The organism is Candidatus Sulfotelmatobacter sp., from assembly GCA_035504415.1.
Classification (GTDB): domain Bacteria; phylum Vulcanimicrobiota; class Vulcanimicrobiia; order Vulcanimicrobiales; family Vulcanimicrobiaceae; genus Vulcanimicrobium.
Map to the genome: position 1 here is coordinate 48,255 of DATJRY010000003.1, position 16,037 is coordinate 64,291.

General features: G+C 69.7%; 14 protein-coding genes. 11 read left to right on the forward strand and 3 right to left on the reverse strand.

All coding sequences use genetic code 11. The features are described 5' to 3' along the window. Positions 1-76: 76 nt before the first annotated feature. Entirely contained in the window at positions 77-1,993 is a 1,917-nt protein-coding gene (locus VMD91_00495) for an EAL domain-containing protein (protein HTW82524.1), read from the forward strand. Between the two features lie 42 nt (positions 1,994-2,035). Next, positions 2,036-2,218, forward strand: coding sequence for a hypothetical protein (locus tag VMD91_00500; GenBank protein ID HTW82525.1), 183 nt, complete (start codon positions 2,036-2,038; stop codon positions 2,216-2,218). Here the strand turns inward: VMD91_00500 and VMD91_00505 are convergent. Both VMD91_00505 and VMD91_00510 read right to left on the reverse strand, forming a co-directional pair. Further along, entirely contained in the window at positions 2,215-2,511 is a 297-nt protein-coding gene (locus VMD91_00505) for a hypothetical protein (protein HTW82526.1), read from the reverse strand. The genes VMD91_00500 and VMD91_00505 overlap by 4 nt on opposite strands. A 169-nt stretch (positions 2,512-2,680) precedes the next feature. After that, a complete protein-coding gene (locus VMD91_00510) occupies positions 2,681-4,795 on the reverse strand; it encodes a sodium-translocating pyrophosphatase (protein HTW82527.1) in 2,115 nt (704 codons plus the stop codon). A 100-nt stretch (positions 4,796-4,895) separates the two neighbouring features. Between VMD91_00510 and VMD91_00515 the strand changes: the two genes are divergently transcribed. The 9 genes from VMD91_00515 to VMD91_00555 all read left to right on the forward strand — a co-directional run bounded on the left by VMD91_00515 (position 4,896) and on the right by VMD91_00555 (position 15,080). Next, positions 4,896-6,140 carry an NAD(P)/FAD-dependent oxidoreductase gene (locus tag VMD91_00515; protein ID HTW82528.1) on the forward strand — a complete coding sequence of 415 codons (1,245 nt, stop codon included), beginning with the start codon at positions 4,896-4,898 and terminating at the stop codon, positions 6,138-6,140. A 45-nt stretch (positions 6,141-6,185) separates the two neighbouring features. Beyond that, positions 6,186-7,016: a CheR family methyltransferase gene (locus VMD91_00520; GenBank protein HTW82529.1), complete on the forward strand. Its 831-nt coding sequence runs from the start codon at positions 6,186-6,188 to the stop codon at positions 7,014-7,016. Continuing rightward, positions 7,013-8,149 carry a chemotaxis response regulator protein-glutamate methylesterase gene (locus VMD91_00525; protein HTW82530.1) on the forward strand — a complete coding sequence of 379 codons (1,137 nt, stop codon included), beginning with the start codon at positions 7,013-7,015 and terminating at the stop codon, positions 8,147-8,149. The genes VMD91_00520 and VMD91_00525 overlap by 4 nt, the downstream gene beginning before the upstream one ends. Before the next feature lie 124 nt (positions 8,150-8,273). Then, the gene (locus tag VMD91_00530) at positions 8,274-9,119 is read left to right on the forward strand and encodes a FliA/WhiG family RNA polymerase sigma factor (GenBank protein ID HTW82531.1); all 846 of its coding nucleotides are present in this window, start codon (positions 8,274-8,276) and stop codon (positions 9,117-9,119) included. 19 nt (positions 9,120-9,138) lie between these two features. Next, a complete protein-coding gene (locus VMD91_00535; GenBank protein ID HTW82532.1) occupies positions 9,139-9,459 on the forward strand; it encodes a hypothetical protein in 321 nt (106 codons plus the stop codon). An 11-nt stretch (positions 9,460-9,470) separates the two neighbouring features. Next, a complete protein-coding gene (locus VMD91_00540) occupies positions 9,471-11,693 on the forward strand; it encodes a hypothetical protein (GenBank protein HTW82533.1) in 2,223 nt (740 codons plus the stop codon). Continuing rightward, positions 11,690-11,989, forward strand: a complete 300-nt coding sequence (locus VMD91_00545) for an EscU/YscU/HrcU family type III secretion system export apparatus switch protein (protein ID HTW82534.1) — start codon at positions 11,690-11,692, stop codon at positions 11,987-11,989. Before VMD91_00540 ends, VMD91_00545 begins: the two co-directional genes overlap by 4 nt. Positions 11,990-12,009: 20 nt before the next feature. Next, a complete protein-coding gene (locus tag VMD91_00550; GenBank protein HTW82535.1) occupies positions 12,010-13,545 on the forward strand; it encodes a hypothetical protein in 1,536 nt (511 codons plus the stop codon). Further along, positions 13,545-15,080, forward strand: a complete 1,536-nt coding sequence (locus VMD91_00555) for a hypothetical protein (protein ID HTW82536.1) — start codon at positions 13,545-13,547, stop codon at positions 15,078-15,080. Before VMD91_00550 ends, VMD91_00555 begins: the two co-directional genes overlap by 1 nt. Before the next feature lie 28 nt (positions 15,081-15,108). On the opposite strand, the gene VMD91_00560 is transcribed toward VMD91_00555, so the two are convergent. Further along, positions 15,109-16,029, reverse strand: coding sequence for an aldo/keto reductase (locus tag VMD91_00560; GenBank protein HTW82537.1), 921 nt, complete (start codon positions 16,027-16,029; stop codon positions 15,109-15,111). Positions 16,030-16,037 lie beyond the last annotated feature (8 nt).

Here is a 16,037-nt window from a genome sequence, read left to right on the forward strand (position 1 = left end):
GCCCGGAATGCCACCAGGTTGGCAGAGTCAGCGAGGGACCGCGCCGTCTCACGCCGATACCATGAACAAAATGTCGGTGGAGCGGCGCTTCGAACGCGTCCTCGAGATCACGCGGGACATCCTACGCCTGCGCGAGCTGGATCTTGCCTTGGAGTCGATCGCCCGCGGGGTGACCGACTTGTTCGGCTTTCGTTACGTCACCATCGTCATCGCCGACGGCACGCAGACCGGCGAGATGACCCGCCGCGTCATGCTCGGCTACCCCGACGGCGTCAAGCGCGAGCGCAAGAACGAACGGGTCTCCAAAGCCGACATCCTCTCGGCGCTGGCCCCGCACTTCGAGGTGTTCGAGAACGCGTTCTACATCCCGGCCGAGCGCGAGTTCCACTGGGACCGCGCCGTCTACGCCGGTGAGACCGACCGCGACTCGCCGCGCAGCGCCGCCGACGCCTGGCACGAGCGCGACGCGATCTGCCTGGTGCTGCGCGACTCCGACGGCGAGATGATCGGATACCTGAGCCCGGACGGGCCGGCCGACGGCAAGGTGCCCAGCCGCGATACGCTGCGCGGCCTGCAGCTGTTCGTCAACCTGATGGGCCTGGCGCTGGCCAACGCGCAGGCGCACCGCGCCGAGGTCGAGCGGCGGCGGCTGCTCGAGGCGAACCAAGCGCGGCTGCGGCACGAGGCGACGCACGACCCGCTGACCGGTCTGCCCAACCGCACCTTCTTCCAAGAGCGCTTGGCGGCGACGCTCGAGCACGCGCGCGCCCGGCCCGACCGCGTCTACGCCGTGCTGTTCGTCGACCTCGACGAGTTCAAGTCGATCAACGACTCGCTCGGACACATCGCCGGCGACGCGCTTCTGATGGCCGTCGCCGACCGCATGCGCGCCACGGTCGCGGCCGACGACTTCATCGCGCGCATCGGCGGCGACGAGTTCGCGCTCTTGCTCGCGCATCGCCACGACCTGGGACAGGTCGAGGACGCGGTCGAGACGATCCAGGACGCGCTGGTCGCCCCGATGCTGATCGAAGGCCGCGCCGTCTACAACACGGCCTCGATCGGCATCGCGATCATCGAAGCGAGCGACGAGCGCATCGAGGGCGTGCTGCGCAACGCCGATACCGCGATGTACTACGCGAAGTCGCTGGGCCGCGGCCGCCACGCGTTCTTCGACCACCACATGCACTACGAGGCGACCCGCCGTCTCGCGCTCACCAGCGACCTGCGCGCGGCGATCGAAGCCGAGCAGTTCACCGTCGAGTACCAGCCGATCGTGCGGCTTTCCGACACGCGCCTGATGGGCTTCGAAGCGCTGGTGCGCTGGCACAACCCGGCGACCGGGGAGGTCATGCCCGGCGAGTTCATCCCGCTGGCGGAAGACGTCGGCCTGGTCGTCCCGATCGGGCGTTACGTCTTCGTCGACGCCTGCCGCCGGCTGGCCGAATGGCGCCGGCGCGCACCGCTGCTCGACTTGCGCATGCACGTCAACCTCTCGGTGCAGGAAGTCCTCGAGCCGGACCTGGACGCGTTCGTCGCGCGCAACCTGCGCCGCTTCGGCCTCTCCTCGGACGACCTGGTGCTCGAGATCACCGAGACGGCCGTCATCCGCTCGAACACGCTCTCGCTCGGCTCGATGGCGCGCTTGCGCGCGACCGGCGTGCACCTGTGCATCGACGACTTCGGCACCGGTTACTCCTCGCTGCGCTACCTGCACCAGCTGCCGTTCGACGCGATGAAGATCGACCGTTCGTTCGTCGAGAGCACCGAGGGCGGCTTGGGCAGCGCGCCGATCGTGCGGATGCTGATCCAGTTGGCGAAGTCGTACGGAATCGACGTCGTCGCCGAAGGCGTCGAGACGGCGCGCCAAGCGGAAGAGCTGGTCGCGCTGGAGTGCGAGTTCGCGCAGGGGTTCCATTTCTACCGGCCGATGAGCGCGGATGCGGTCTGCGCGCTGCTCGACGCGACCCTGGCGGGCTCGATCGCCGGCTGAGAGCAAGTGAGCGGCTCTGCGTTTTGGGGAATACGGTCGACGATGACCCCTACGGAACGCGACGGCGATGCCGCTGAGGCCACCTTCGTAAGCGTCGATCAACGGTTGGCGGACCAACTGCGCGCGATTCAGCGCGCGTTGGACGAACGGCGCGACGCCGAAGGCAATTGGGGCGTCGACGACGCGGGGTGGCTGCGCGAGGCGGGTTTCCGCTCCCCACGCTAGGCCGGCGCTAAGTCCGCGTTCTCGCTCAGGAACCGTTCCAGCCGCATGAGCGCCGCGTTCTCCGCGCCGGCGGCGGCGTGTAGGACCACCGCCCGCACCGCGCGCCAGCAGCGGCCCCAGGCCGCGTCCTCGCGGTCGACCAGGGCCGCTCGGGCGGCCAGCGCGGCCCGGCGCAGGCGCCGCTCGCAGCAGGCACCGCGGCCGCTTCCCAAGGTCGCGATCAGGTCGCGCACCAGCGTCCGGTAGGCCCGTAGGCGCTCGGCGAGCTCGCCGAGCCGTGCTTCCTCGCTCACGTGATTAAAGATATATCGAGATACATCAAGAGTCAATCGCCCGGCCGAAAAAAAGAAGACGCCCCGTCCCCCGATATAGGGGCCGAGGCGTCTCGCGGTTTCGCCCGCGGTTTCTCCGGCGGATCGGCCTCCGGCCGAACGCGACGGCTTCGGCCGAAGGCCGAAGCCACTAGTGGACCAGGAAGCCCACCAGTAAGAGCGCGACGATGTTGAGGACCTTGATCATCGGGTTGATGGCCGGCCCGGCGGTGTCCTTATACGGGTCGCCGATCGTGTCGCCGGTGACGGCGGCCGCGTGCGCCGGCGAGCCTTTGCCGCCGTAGTGCCCGTCCTCGATGTACTTCTTGGCGTTGTCCCACGCGCCGCCGCCGACCGTCATCTCGATGGCCTTGAAGAAGCCGACGACGATCGCGCCGACCAGCACGCCGCCCATGATCTTGGCGCCGCCGTTGTCGGGCAGGAAGTACGAGGCGATGACGATCAGGATCGGCACGCCGACCGGGATCAGCGCCGGCACGATCATCTCGCGCAGCGCGGCCCGGGTGACGATGTCGACCGTGGTCGCGTAGTTCGGCTTCTGCGTGCCGTCCATGATGCCGGGCATCTCGCGGAATTGGCGGCGCACCTCTTCGACGACGCCACCGGCCGCGCGGCCGACCGAGTCCATCGAGAGCGACGCGAACAGCTCGACGATCAGACCGCCGATCAGCAGGCCCGCGAGCACCAGCGGATCCTGCAGCCCGAAGGTGATCGGGTTGCTCGCGCAGGTCAGCGCGCTGTTGGCCTTGCACGCCGAGCTGAGCTCTTGCAGGAACGAGGCGAACAGCACGACCGCCGCCAGCACGGCGGAGCCGATCGCGTAGCCCTTGGTGACGGCCTTCGTCGTGTTGCCGACCGCGTCGAGCGGATCGGTCACGTTGCGCACGTCTTCGGGCATTTCGGCCATCTCGGCGATGCCGCCGGCGTTGTCGGTGATCGGACCGAACGAGTCGATCGCGACGACGATACCGGCCATCGAGAGCATCGCCATGACCGCGATGCCGACGCCGTACAAGCCGGCGACGCCGTAGGCGACCAGGATCGCCACGACCAGGGTGAGCGCCGGCAGCGCCGTGCCCTGCATCGAGACCGCCAGGCCGGCGATGACGTTGGTCGCGTGACCGGTGACCGACGCGGCGGCGATCCGCTTGACCGGCGGGAACGTCGTGCCGGTGTAGATCTCGGTGATGTAGGTGATCAAGCCGGTCACGGCCAGACCGATGATCGCGCACACGAAGATACCGACGTAGGTGATCGTTTGCGTGCCGATGGTGACGCCGGCGCCGAACTCGCTCTGCGCGGCGAAGAAGAAGCCGATCGCGCTGAGCACGCCGGCCACGACCATGCCGAGATAGAGCGAGTTCATGATCGAGCTCTTGGTGACGTTGCCGACGCCGACGAAGAACGTGCCGATCACCGAGGCGACGATCGAGAGCGCGCCGATGATGAGCGGGAACGTCGTCGCGCCTGGTACCGTGCCGAGCACGAGGTGGCCGAGCAGCATGGCCGCCGTCGTCGTGACGACGTACGTCTCGAACAGGTCGGCCGCCATACCGGCGCAGTCCCCGACGTTGTCGCCGACGTTGTCGGCGATGACGGCCGGGTTGCGCGGATCGTCTTCGGGAATGCCGGCTTCGACTTTCCCGACCAGGTCGGCGCCGACGTCGGCGGCCTTGGTGAAGATGCCGCCGCCCAGACGGGCGAACACCGAGATCAGCGAACACCCGAAGGCGAGCCCGATCAGCGAAGCCAGTGACTTCGCTTCATCGCCGCCGTTGATGTTCAGCACGATCGCGTAGTAACCGCTGACCGCGAGCAGGCCCAGTCCGACCACGAGCAAGCCGGTGACGGCGCCACCCTTGAAGGCGAGGTTGAGCGCGGGGCGCAGGCCGCCGCGAGCCGCCTCGGCCGTGCGCACGTTGGCGCGCACCGAGACGAGCATGCCGATGAAACCGGCCGCGCCCGAGAGGATCGCACCGATGAGGAAGCCGATGGCGGCTTGCCAGCCGAGCGGCGGCGCGAAGCCGATGACGAGCGCCAGCACGATCGCGACGATGCCGACGGTCGTGTATTGGCGGCGCAGGAAGGCCATCGCGCCTTCTTGGATCGCAACTGCGATCGCTTGCATGGTCTGGTTTCCGGCGGGCTGCCGGAGTACCCAGCTGATCAGGAAGGCCCCGTAGAGGATGGCCAGGACGCCGGCGATGAGACCCGCGTCGATCCCGACCTGTGTTGTCAGAGTCAACGATCTGTCCTTTTACGACACAAAGAAAGGGCCCGACCGCGGTCAGGCGCTTCGAACAGACCTGCGTTTAGCGTTGCCGGGTAGGTGTCCTCCGAATAGAGTGCGGACGGGCATCCGGCGCCCGGGCGCGAACGAGGCCGAGCAGATGGAGTCGACCGAGTTTCTCGTCGTCGGATGCGGGCCCGCGGGTGGGACCGCGGCACGGGAAGCGGCCCGGCGCGGCGTGGCCACGGTCGTGCTCGAACGGGACCCGGTCGTCGGCGCGAAGCGGGTCTGCGCGGCCGGCCTGCGGCCCGGATTTTGCGAGGAGTTCGACCTGCCGCGCTCGATCGTGCACCTCGACCCGGGGACGATCACGCTCACGACGGCCCGGCGCACCTACGCGTTCGGGGTCGGTCCGGCGCACACGACGACCCGCGAGGAGCTCGACGGCACGATCGGCGAGCTGGCACGCGCGGAGGGCGCGGAGATCCGTACCCGGGCGCTGTTTCGCGGCCTGCGCCGCGAACGCGAGGGGACGGTGGTCGAATACGCCGACACGGCCGCCGGCGAACGCCGGACGATCCGCGCCCGCAGCGTGTTCCTGGCCCAGGGCTCGAGCGCGCGGCTCGACGCCGTCGACGCCCGCTTCGGCTATCCGGGCTGGGCGGCCGGCTTGATCACCTGCCTGCAGTACCGCGTCTATCCCGTACGGCCGGCGGTCCCCGAGACCTACCAGACGCTCGAGATGCACTACTACGTCTCGCCGCGCTCCGGGCACAACGTGATCGCCTGGATGTTCCCCAAGCGCGATCACCTCTCGATCGGCCTGGGCATCCAGGCCAAGCTGCCCGGGACCGCCCTGCGGGCCGAGCTCGACGCGTTCCTGATGACCGTCGAGCAGCGGCTCTTCGCGGGCGTCCCCTACACGTTGCGCGAGGAAGGCAACCTCCTGTACGGAGGCGCGCCGCGGCCGGCGATCGGCGCCGAGGGCGTCATGGTCGGCGGGACCGCGGCCGGCCTGGTCGACGCCACGACCGGCGAGGGAATCTACGAGGCGGCTCAGACCGGGCGGCTGGCCGCCGAGGCGGCCGCCGGGGCGCGGGCGGGCCGGCCGGCCGATCCGGCGCGCTGGTACGAGCGATCCGTCCGGCGTGCCTTCTACCGCCGCCTTCGCCACCGCCACCGGCTGATGACGATGCTCGAGCGCAAGCCGGCTCGGTTCGATGTGCTGTTCGAGCAGCTCGCGTCAAATCCACGCTTCGCCGACCTGCTCCAGCGCGAACGCAGCGCTTTCGGGCCGATGGAATGGATGTATCTGTACGCACAGGCCGCGAAGTTCGGCCTGCGGGCGCTGCAGGTCTAGACCCGACGCCTTTCTATGCTGCGTTTCAGGTAGGACGACGCCCGCGTGCAGGACATCTCGGACCAGGAGTTCGTGGCGATTCGCGATTTGATTCGCGAGCGTTTCGGGCTGTGGTACGACGACCAAAAGCGGTTCTTGCTGCTCAGCCGGCTGCAGACGCGGCTGGCCAAGCGCGGCTTCCAAACCTACGGCCAATACGTCGACTTCCTGCGCTTCGACCTCAAACGCGAGGACGAGTGGAGAGACCTCGCGTCGGCGCTCTCGAACAACGAGACGTACTTCTTTCGCGAGGCCGCGCAGCTCAAGGCCCTGGCCGGCTCGATCCTCGACGAGTTCCTGACCCGCTCGCCGCGGGTGCGGCTGTGGTCGTCCGCCAGCTCCTCCGGTGAGGAGCCCTACTCGCTGGCGATGACGCTGCTGGGGACGGGCAAGATCGCGGATTCCAACCTCCAGATCCGGGCCACCGACATCTCGCCGCGCGTGCTCGACATGGCCGCGCGCGGCTTTTACCGCACCCTCTCGTTCCGCGCCACCGAGCCGTCCGTGATCCAGCGCTGGTTCCACCCCCAGGACGATGGGTTCGTGATCGACGAGCGAATCAAACGGATCGTCTCGTTCGGACGGCTGAACCTGATGGAGGGCGCGGCGGTCGCGGCCGAAGGGCCCTTCGACGCGATCTTCTGCCGGAACGTGCTCATCTATTTCGACAAGGCGACGCAGAAACGGGTCGTCGAGTCCTTCGCCAAAGCCCTGCGCCCCGGAGGCTATTTGTTCTTGGGTCACGCCGAGTCGCTCTTCCACCTGACCGATCTGTACGAGCCGATCATCGGCCCGGAAGCGATCGTCTATCGCCTGCGCGCCGCGGTGCCGGCATGAGCCAGCGCATCATCACGGTCGTCATCACCGACGACTCGGCGTTCATGCGCCGCGCGATCCAGAAGATGTTGGAGAAGGAATCCGACATCCAGGTCGTGGGGACCGCGGCCAGCGGCGAGGAGGGCATCGAGATGATCGAGCGCCTCAAGCCGGACGTGTGCACGATGGACGTCGAGATGCCCGGGATGGGCGGCCTCGAGGCGGCGCGCACGGTGATCGCGCGGCGCGGACCGCCGATCATCATGGTCAGCGCGCTCACGCGCGAAGGCGCCGAGACGACCCTGCGCGCGCTCGAGATCGGCGCCGTCGACTTCATCCCCAAGCCCGATTCGGCGCTGATCGACATCGTCAACGTGCAGCGCGAGCTGGTGGAGAAAGTTCGCCTGTTCGGTTCGCGCGGCGCGTATCTGCGCGCGATGCAAGGACAGCGCCCGACGCCCGATCGCACGATCGAGCAGCGCCCCGAACCCAAGTCCGCGCCGGCGCGCGTCGTTCCCCCGCCGCCGGTCGTGCCGCCGCGCCCGCGTCCGGGCGGCCGCGCGGGCGGCTTCGCGTGCGTCGCCATCGGCACGTCGACCGGCGGCCCGGTCGCGCTCTCGCAGATCTTGCCGCGGCTGCCGGCGGATTTCCCCATCCCGATCGTCGTCGTGCAGCACATGCCGCCCGGCTTCACCAAGCCGCTCGCCGAGCGGCTCGACTCGGCCAGCAAGATCCACGTCGTCGAAGGCACCAACGGGATGGCGCTCGGCGCCGGCACGGCGATCGTCGCGCCGGCCGGCAAGCAGCTGCGGTTGACGCGTTCGCTCGGCTCGGTGGTCGTGACGCTCTCCGACGACGCGAGCAAATCGTTGCACGTGCCGAGCGTGGACGTCATGGCGGCCTCCGTCGGCGAGACGTACGGGGCCGGCGCGCTGGGCGTGATCCTGACCGGGATGGGACACGACGGCGTCGAGGGGCTGCGCGTCATCAAGGAGCGCGGCGGGTTCGTCGTCGGTCAGGACGAGGCCAGCGCGGTCGTCTACGGGATGCCGCGCGCGGCGGCGGTCGCCGGCTTGGTGGACCGCGTCGTCCCGCTCGACGCGGTCGGTCGCACGCTCTGCGAGCTGACGGGCACTGCGTTTGCTCCGGCTTGACGGGAAGGCAACCATCATTTAACCCGGCTCACACTTTCGCGGGAGGCCTGTACGGGGGAGCCGGACACTACCTGCGTGAACCGATGGAGACGATGGGAGTGGGTGCCCGACGTGGGAGCATGCCGTGAAAGCACTCCGTGATGGCTCGCGCTACGTGATCGGCGGAGTCGAGCTCAGTCGTGAGGAGATCGTCCACAAGTATTTACACCTGGTGAAGTATGTCGCCGGGCGTATCTCCATCAACTTGCCCCCCAACGTCGAGATCAACGACCTGATCAACGATGGCATCCTGGGCCTGATCGACGCGATCGAGAAGTACGACGACGAGCGCGGCGTCAAGTTCGAAACCTACGCCATCACCCGCATCAACGGCGCCATTCTGGACGCCTTGCGTGCCCTGGATTGGGTGCCCCGTGCCGTCCGCCAGCGGGCGCGCGAGCTCGAGCGCATCTATCAAGAGCTGGAAGTCCAGCTCGGCCGGGCCGCGACCGAGGAAGAAGTCGCCGACCGGATGGGGCTCTCGGTCAAAGAGCTCGACGTCCTGATGCAAAAGATTCGCGGGACCTCGGTCCTCTCGCTCGAGGAGTTCCTCCCCAACGAGCGGGGCTACGAGATCCCGCTGCTCGACACGCTCCGCGACGACGGCACCGAGGTCACCAACGCCGTCGAGGCCCGCGAGATCAAGGCCGCGCTGATCCGGGCCGTCGACGAGCTGCCGCCGCAAGAGCGGACCGTCATCTCGCTCTACTATTTCGAAGGGCTGACCCTCAAGGAGATCAAGGGCGCCCTGAACGTCTCGGAGTCGCGGGTCTCGCAGATCCACGCCCAGGCCGTGATCCACCTGCGCACGAAGTTACGGGCACTGCGCGCCGACCTTGGTTACCGTGAGGGCGACCCGACGGTGAAGCAGAAGTACACGCGACGCAACGCCGCGCAGGCTTCGACCGGGGACGTCGGGGCCACCGGCTAAGACTCGGAGGCACACGCTCGTGGCGATTCGTCCCACCGACCTGCAAGGGGCGATCTTCCAGGCGACGCAAACGGCGCCCATCACGCAGCGCGCCGAAGAAGCGCCGCGCCTGGCGCAGGCCGCCGCGCAGGCAGCCTTCGTCAACGAGACCGAAGTCCGCGAGGAGCGGGTCGCCGGCACGTCCGAGGCGCTGGGCAACAAGATCGACCCCAACGCGCACCATCGCCAGGACGCGGAATACGACCCGCAGGAGCGCCGTCACGCCGGCGCGTTCGAGGAGGTCGTCGACGAAGCTGCGGGCTTGGACGAACCGGCCCACCTCATCGACTTCACCGCTTGAGGTAGGCGAAGGTGTCCGTCGACCCGCTCGGGGGTGCCGGCGCCGCGGAGCTCGCGGCGCTCGTCGACGCCGAGCTGGCGGCGTTGGCGGCCAACGGCGAAGCGCTGCAGGCCCTTGTCGCGCAGCACCAGGGTGCGGTCGTGCAGGCGCGCGTGCTGGCCTCGAACGGGCTGACCGATCTGCTCGAGATCGGCGGCCTGCGCGTGGCCGCCTCGTTGCCGCCGACCGTGCATCCCGGCGACCTGCTGCTGGTGCAGATCACGGGAAGCTCCGAGGACGGCGGGATCCAGCTGCAGATCGTCCAGAACGAAGGGCCCCTCGCCGCTCAGCCGCAGGCCCCGCCGGTGATTCAGAACCCGCTGCCGCCGATCATCCCGCCGGCGGCCAGCAGCACCGCGACGACGGCACCACCGGCACCGGCGACACCCGCGACGGTACCGACGGCGCCGTCGGCGAGTACGCCGGTATCGGTGAGCACGCCGACGGCGAACGCCGCGCCGGCCGGCGTTGCGTCGCCGCCGGTCGCGTTGCAGGCCGGCATGCAGGCGTCGGCGCGCATCGTCGGTACGCAAGGGCGCAGCGACGTCCTGATGGTCGGCGGGCAGCGCATCGTCGCCGCGCTGCCCCAACCGCAGCCGGTCGGCGCCAGCGTCACGGTGCGCATCCTGGCCGTCGAAGGCGATCGCGTGCAGCTGCTCGTCGTGCCGCCGGACGGCGACACCGCCAGCGCGCCGATGGTGAGCGGACGCGTCCTGCCGGCCAACGTGCTCGGTTCGCTGCTCTCGGACACGCCGGCGCCGCGCAGCGGTGCGCCCGTCGTGCCGGCACCGCCGACGTCGCCGCCGGCGAGCGCGAATCGGCCGCCCCCGGTCGTCTCGGGCGAGACGCAGCCGCGCGTGACCGTGCAGGCGCCGACCGGGACCGCGGGCGTGCCCGTGCGCGGAGCCGCCGACGGCGCACCGGCGCCGACCTCGATCGAGGCGCGCCTGGCCGCCGCGCGCGCGACCGCACCGCCGCCCGAACCCGCCTCGGGCGCAACCGCGGCCAACGAGCCGGCCGCTCCACCACCGCGGGCGGTCCTGCCGCCGCTGCTCGGACGCGCGCCGATTCCTGCCGCGCCGTCCGGACGATACGCCGCGCCCTTGCCGGTCGCCGCACCGCTCGGCGTCACGCGTGCAGCCGGCTTGGCGGCGTACGCCGAGCCGGTCGCGTTGCTGCGCGCGCTGCGCCTGCCGGTCACGCCGAGCGGCGTGTCCGCCGCCACCATCGCGCTCGAGTCGCCCGAACGTCTTCCGGCCGCGCTCGCATCGCTGGAGAACGCGCTGCCGCGCGCGTCGAGCGATCCGCACGTCGCCACGCTGCGCACGCTGCTGGCGTTCGTCGGCCGGATCGACCCGCGTTCGCCGACCCTGCCGGCGCAGATCGCCGCGTACGTCGATCACGTCGTGACCGGCGGCGAACCGAAGCTCGCGCTGCTGTTGGCCGCCTCCGAAGCGGCCGATCCGACCGCGGTCGACGCACCGTTCGCCGACGCAACGCCGCCGGCTGCACCCGCCAACGCGCCGGCCGCCGCGGCGCCCGCGCCGCCGACGGCGGCAGCGGCGCCGGCTGCGCCGGCAGTGAGCGACGCCGGCACCGACCCGGCGGCGATGCGTCCGCTGGCCGCCGCGATGGCGGTCGAGCGCGCGGCCGCGCTCGACGTCGATCTCAAGCAGACGATGCTCGCGGTCGCGGCCGAGGGCCCGACCCTCTCCGCGCCGCTGAACACCGCGTTGACGAGCGCGCTGACCGCGCTGACCGCCGTGCAGACGAACGCCGCGCAAGCGTTGGCGGCGCGGCCCGACGGCTTCGCGTTCACGCTCCCGCTCGCGACGCCCAACGGGATCGCCAACGCGTCGATCGCGGTCAGCCGCGAGGGCGGCGGCTCGCAGCGGCAGCCACTCGACGCGAACAACTTCCACGTCGCGTTCGTGCTCGAGACCGCCAACTACGGCACCGTCGCGATCGATCTGATCACCGTCGATCGCGAGGTCAGCGTCGACGTACGCGCCGAGGCCGCGCCGGCCGTGCGCGCGTTCCGCGACGCGCTCGGTCATTTGACCGCGCGCCTGGAAGCGCTGCACTACCGCGTCTCGTCGGCCGGTGCGACGCTGGCGTCGACCGCGACCATCGGCGTCGCCGCGCCACCTTCACGGCCCGTCGATCCGAATGCGACGGTGGACCGCTCGGCATGAGATCGCGCTATTTCGACGCGCGCCGCAACGCGCCGGAACGTCCCGCCGCGGCGGCGCTCAACTACGACCCCACCAAGCCGGGGCCGCCCGAGATCGTCGCGATCGGACGCGGGCTGACCGCCGAGGAGATCGTGCGGCTGGCCCGCGAGCACGAGGTTCCCGTCCACCAGGATGCCGGGCTGGTCGAAGCGCTGGCCAAGCTCGAAGTCGGACAGCGGCTGCCCCGCGAGCTGTACGCGATCGTCGCCGAGGTCTTGGCGTTCGTGTACGCGGTCGACGCGCAGGCCTCGGCGTAGCGCGCGCGAAGCTCGTCTCCGTGATAATTAGGAGATACGTCGCCCTGGCGGCGGCGCTGTTGGCGTGTGCCCCGGGGGCGGGATTGGCGGCGGCGCCGGCCGCGTCGCCCGCGCCGGCACCCTCGCCGAGCGCGGCCCCGGCCTCGAACGAGGTCGTCACGCACCACACCGTCACCATCGACGGCCACCCGATCGCCTACACCGCGCACGCGGGCACGATTCCGCTGACCAACGCGGACGGCGAGGAGATCGCCCAGCAGTTCTACGTCGCCTACACGGCCGACGGTGCCGACCCGCGCACGCGGCCGGTCACGTTCTTGTGGAACGGCGGTCCCGGCTCGTCGACGATGTGGCTGCACATGGCCTCGTTCGGACCGTTGCGCGTCGCGATCCCCGGCAACGCGACGCCCCCCGCGCCGGGCACGCCGCTCGGCCCCAATCCCGAGTCGCTGATCGACACCACCGACTTGGTGTTCATCGACGCGATCGGCACCGGCTACAGCCGCATCACCGGCAAGGGGAAGCCGACCGACTTCTTCGGCGTCGACGAGGATGCCAAGGCGTTCGACCAGTTCATCCGCAGCTGGACGACGCGCAACGACCGCTGGGGCTCGCCGAAGTTCTTGTTCGGCGAGTCATACGGAACGACGCGCGCGGCCGACGTCGTCAACCGCCTGCAGGACGACGGGATGGCGATCGACGGCGTGGTGCTGCTCTCCTCGGCGCTCGACTTCAACTCGCTCGACAACAGCCAAGGCCCGGGCGAGGATCGCGGGTACATCGCGTTCCTGCCGACCGAGGCGGCGGTCGCGTGGTACCATCACGCGCTGCCGAATCAGCCCGCCGATCTGCCGGCGTTCCTCGATAGCGTGCGCGCGTTCGCGATCGGCCCGTACGCCGACGCGCTGATGCGCGGCGACACGCTCGACGCCGCCACGCGGGCGCGCATCGTCGCGACCCTGCACGCCGACACCGGACTCGATCCCGCCTACATCGAGCGCGCGCACTTGCGCCTCGATCCCAGCCGCTTCGAGCACCAGCTGCTGCACGGCCAAGGGATCGTGACCGGTCGTCTGGACGGGCGCTACTCCGGCCCCGACCTCGACCGCACCAATGACACCTCGCAGTACGATCCGACCAGCGACGACGCGCTCGCCGACGCCATCGTCGGCGCGTTCAGCGCCTACGCGCGCGACGGTCTGGACTACAAGGTCGATCGGCCCTACCTGGGGACGAACTACCCGCTGGTCGGCGCGCACTGGAACAACCGCACCGAGAACTCGATCGTCACCGCCAACGTCGCCGACGACTTGCGCCAAGCGATGGTCAAGAACCCGTACCTGCACGTCTTCTCCGCCAACGGCTGGTTCGATCTGGCGACGCCGTTCTTCGGCACGCAGTACACGCTCGACCATCTCGGGCTCGATGCGGCCGGGCGCGCCCGGATCGCCTACGGCTTCTATCCCTCCGGCCACATGGTCTACCTGAACGACGAGGCGCGTCGCGCCTTGAAGGCCGACCTGGTGCGCTTCTACCACGAATCGATGGCCCGCTGATGCGTCGCACGTTCCTCGCCCTCGCCTGCTGCGTGGTGGTCGCCGCGTTCGCGGCCGCACCGAGCGCGCTGCGCGCGCAAAGCGATCCGCCCGCCTCCCCCACCCCGACGCCCAAACCAATCCCGCGCGTGCCCGACGCCGTCACGCACCACACGATCGTGCTCGACGGCAAACGCATCGCGTACACCGCGCGCGCGGGCACGATCCTGCTGCGCGACGACGAAGGCCGTCCGACGGCCAGCGTGTTCGCGGTGTCGTACACCGCCGACGGTGCCGACGCGCGCACGCGACCGGTGACGTTCTTCTGGAACGGCGGCCCCGGCTCGTCGACGATTTGGCTGCACATGGGTTCGTTCGGCCCGGTGCGGGTCGCCGTGCCGAAGAACGCGGCCCAACCGGCCGCCGTCGGGACGCTGGTCGACAACGAGTCCTCGCTGCTCGACACCAGCGACCTGGTCTTCGTCGACGCGGTCGGTACCGGCTGGAGCGAGCTGGTCGGCAAGGCGACGACCAAGGACTTCTACGGCGTCGACGAAGACGCGAACGCGTTCAAGCAGTACGTCGAGCGCTGGCTGACCGCCAACGGGCGCTGGAGCTCGCCGAAGTTCCTGTTCGGCGAATCGTACGGCACGACGCGCGCGGCCAACGTGGTCAACAAGCTGCTCGACGACGGGGTCGCCTGCAACGGCGTGGTGCTGCTCTCCTCGGCGCTGGACTTCAACTTCTTGCCGCTGGGCCAAGGCGTCGGCGAGGACTACGCGTACATCGGCTACTTCCCGAGCGAGGCGGCGGTGGCGTGGTACCACCACCGGGTGCCCGGCAAGCCGCCGGACCTGATCACCTTCGTCAATCGCGCGCGCGCCTTCGCCGGCGGCCCGTACGCCGCCGCCCTGCGGCGCGGCGATACGCTCGATCCGGCCACGCGCGCGCAGATCATCGCGCAGATCCACGACTTCACCGGGCTGAGCACGAGCTACATCGACGCGGCGAATCTGCGGCTCGACCCCAACCGCTTCCAGGCGCAGCTGCTGCGCGGCAGCGATCAGAACATCGGCCGCTTCGACGGCCGCTACATCGGCCGCGAGATCGACCCCAACACGACCAATCCGAGCTTCGATCCGTCCGACACGATGACGTCGGCGGCGTACGTCTCGGCCTTCAATCACTACGCGCACGACGTGCTGGGCTACCGTTCGCAACGGCCGTACGACGTCGTCGACTTCACCGTCAACCAGGCGTGGAAGTACCAGCGCGGCGAGGACTCCAATGCCCCCAGCGTCGTCGGCGACCTGCAGGCGGCGATCGCGAAAGACCCAACCTTGCACGTCCTCTCGGCCAACGGCTACTTCGACCTGGCCACCGGCTTCTACGGTACCGAGTACCTGCTGCAGCACATGAACCTCGACGCCGCGCAGCAGCGTCAGGTCCAGTTCGTCTACTTCCGTGCCGGCCACGAGGTGTACCTGAACCACGACGCGCTGGTCGAGTTCAAGCGCTACCTGGTCGGCTGGTACAAGAACGCGCTGGAGCGCTGACCCGGCCCTCGCTGCCGGCGGCCGGCGTTTACATCGCCAGTTCCGACATCGGCGGGAAGCCGTGCTGCGCACGGCCCTCGTCGGCGTCGTTCTTCATCGAGGACTTGTAGAGCTCGAGGTGGCCGTCGGTCGCGCGGTCGTAGTACTTCTTGCGCAGCGCCTGCAGTTCGCTCTCCTCGAGCGGAGTGAAATCGTTCGCCACGCGCAGGTGGTGGTCGAGCACGGCTTGGCTGTCGATGCCGGTGATGGTGGTCAGCACGCCGGGCAGGGACATCGCGTAGCGCAGCGCGTCGTCGGGGTCCACGCCGCCGGCTTCGAGCATCCGCCCTTCGCTGAACGCCTTCATCCCGAGCACGGCGATGCCGCGCTCGCGCGCCGACGGGAGCACATGCCGCTCGAAGCTGCGGAAGTGCGGGTCGAGCACGTTCAGCGGCATCTGGACGGTGTCGAACGGGAAGCCGCGCTCGATCATCTCGCGATGGATGGCCGGGCGCTTGTGGCCGGTGAAGCCGACGAAGCGCACCTTGCCGGCGCGCTTCGCCTCGTCGAGCGCTTCGAGCACGCCGCCCTTGGCGTAGTGGCGCGCGGGATCGTCGTCGTAGACGCACTCGTGCACCTGCCACAGATCGAGGTGGTCGGTGCGCAAGCGCCGCAGCGACTCCTCGAGCTGCTCGCGCGCGACGTTGGCGTCGCGGCCGTGCGTGCAGACTTTCGTCATCAGGAAGACGCGGTCGCGCGCGCCGTTCTGCGCCAGCGCTTTGCCCATCCGCTCCTCGCTGACGTGGTCGTTGTACTCCCACGCGTTGTCGAGGAAGGTGATGCCGCCGTCGATCGCGGCGTGGAGCAGCCGAATCGCCTCCGCTTCGCCGGCGATCTTGCCGAGATGATAGCCGCCGAAACCGATGATCGAGACGGCCGCGTCGGGACCGAGCATGCGTTGCGGGATCATGCGGGCCC

Coding starts and splice junctions, on each gene's coding strand:
- VMD91_00500 (HTW82525.1), top strand. CDS start 2,036: ATGACCCCTACGGAACGCGACGGCGATGCCGCTGAGGCCACCTTCGTA.
- VMD91_00525 (HTW82530.1), top strand. CDS start 7,013: ATGAGCCAGCGCATCATCACGGTCGTCATCACCGACGACTCGGCGTTC.
- VMD91_00545 (HTW82534.1), top strand. CDS start 11,690: ATGAGATCGCGCTATTTCGACGCGCGCCGCAACGCGCCGGAACGTCCC.
- VMD91_00555 (HTW82536.1), top strand. CDS start 13,545: ATGCGTCGCACGTTCCTCGCCCTCGCCTGCTGCGTGGTGGTCGCCGCG.
- VMD91_00560 (HTW82537.1), bottom strand. CDS start 16,029: ATGATCCCGCAACGCATGCTCGGTCCCGACGCGGCCGTCTCGATCATC.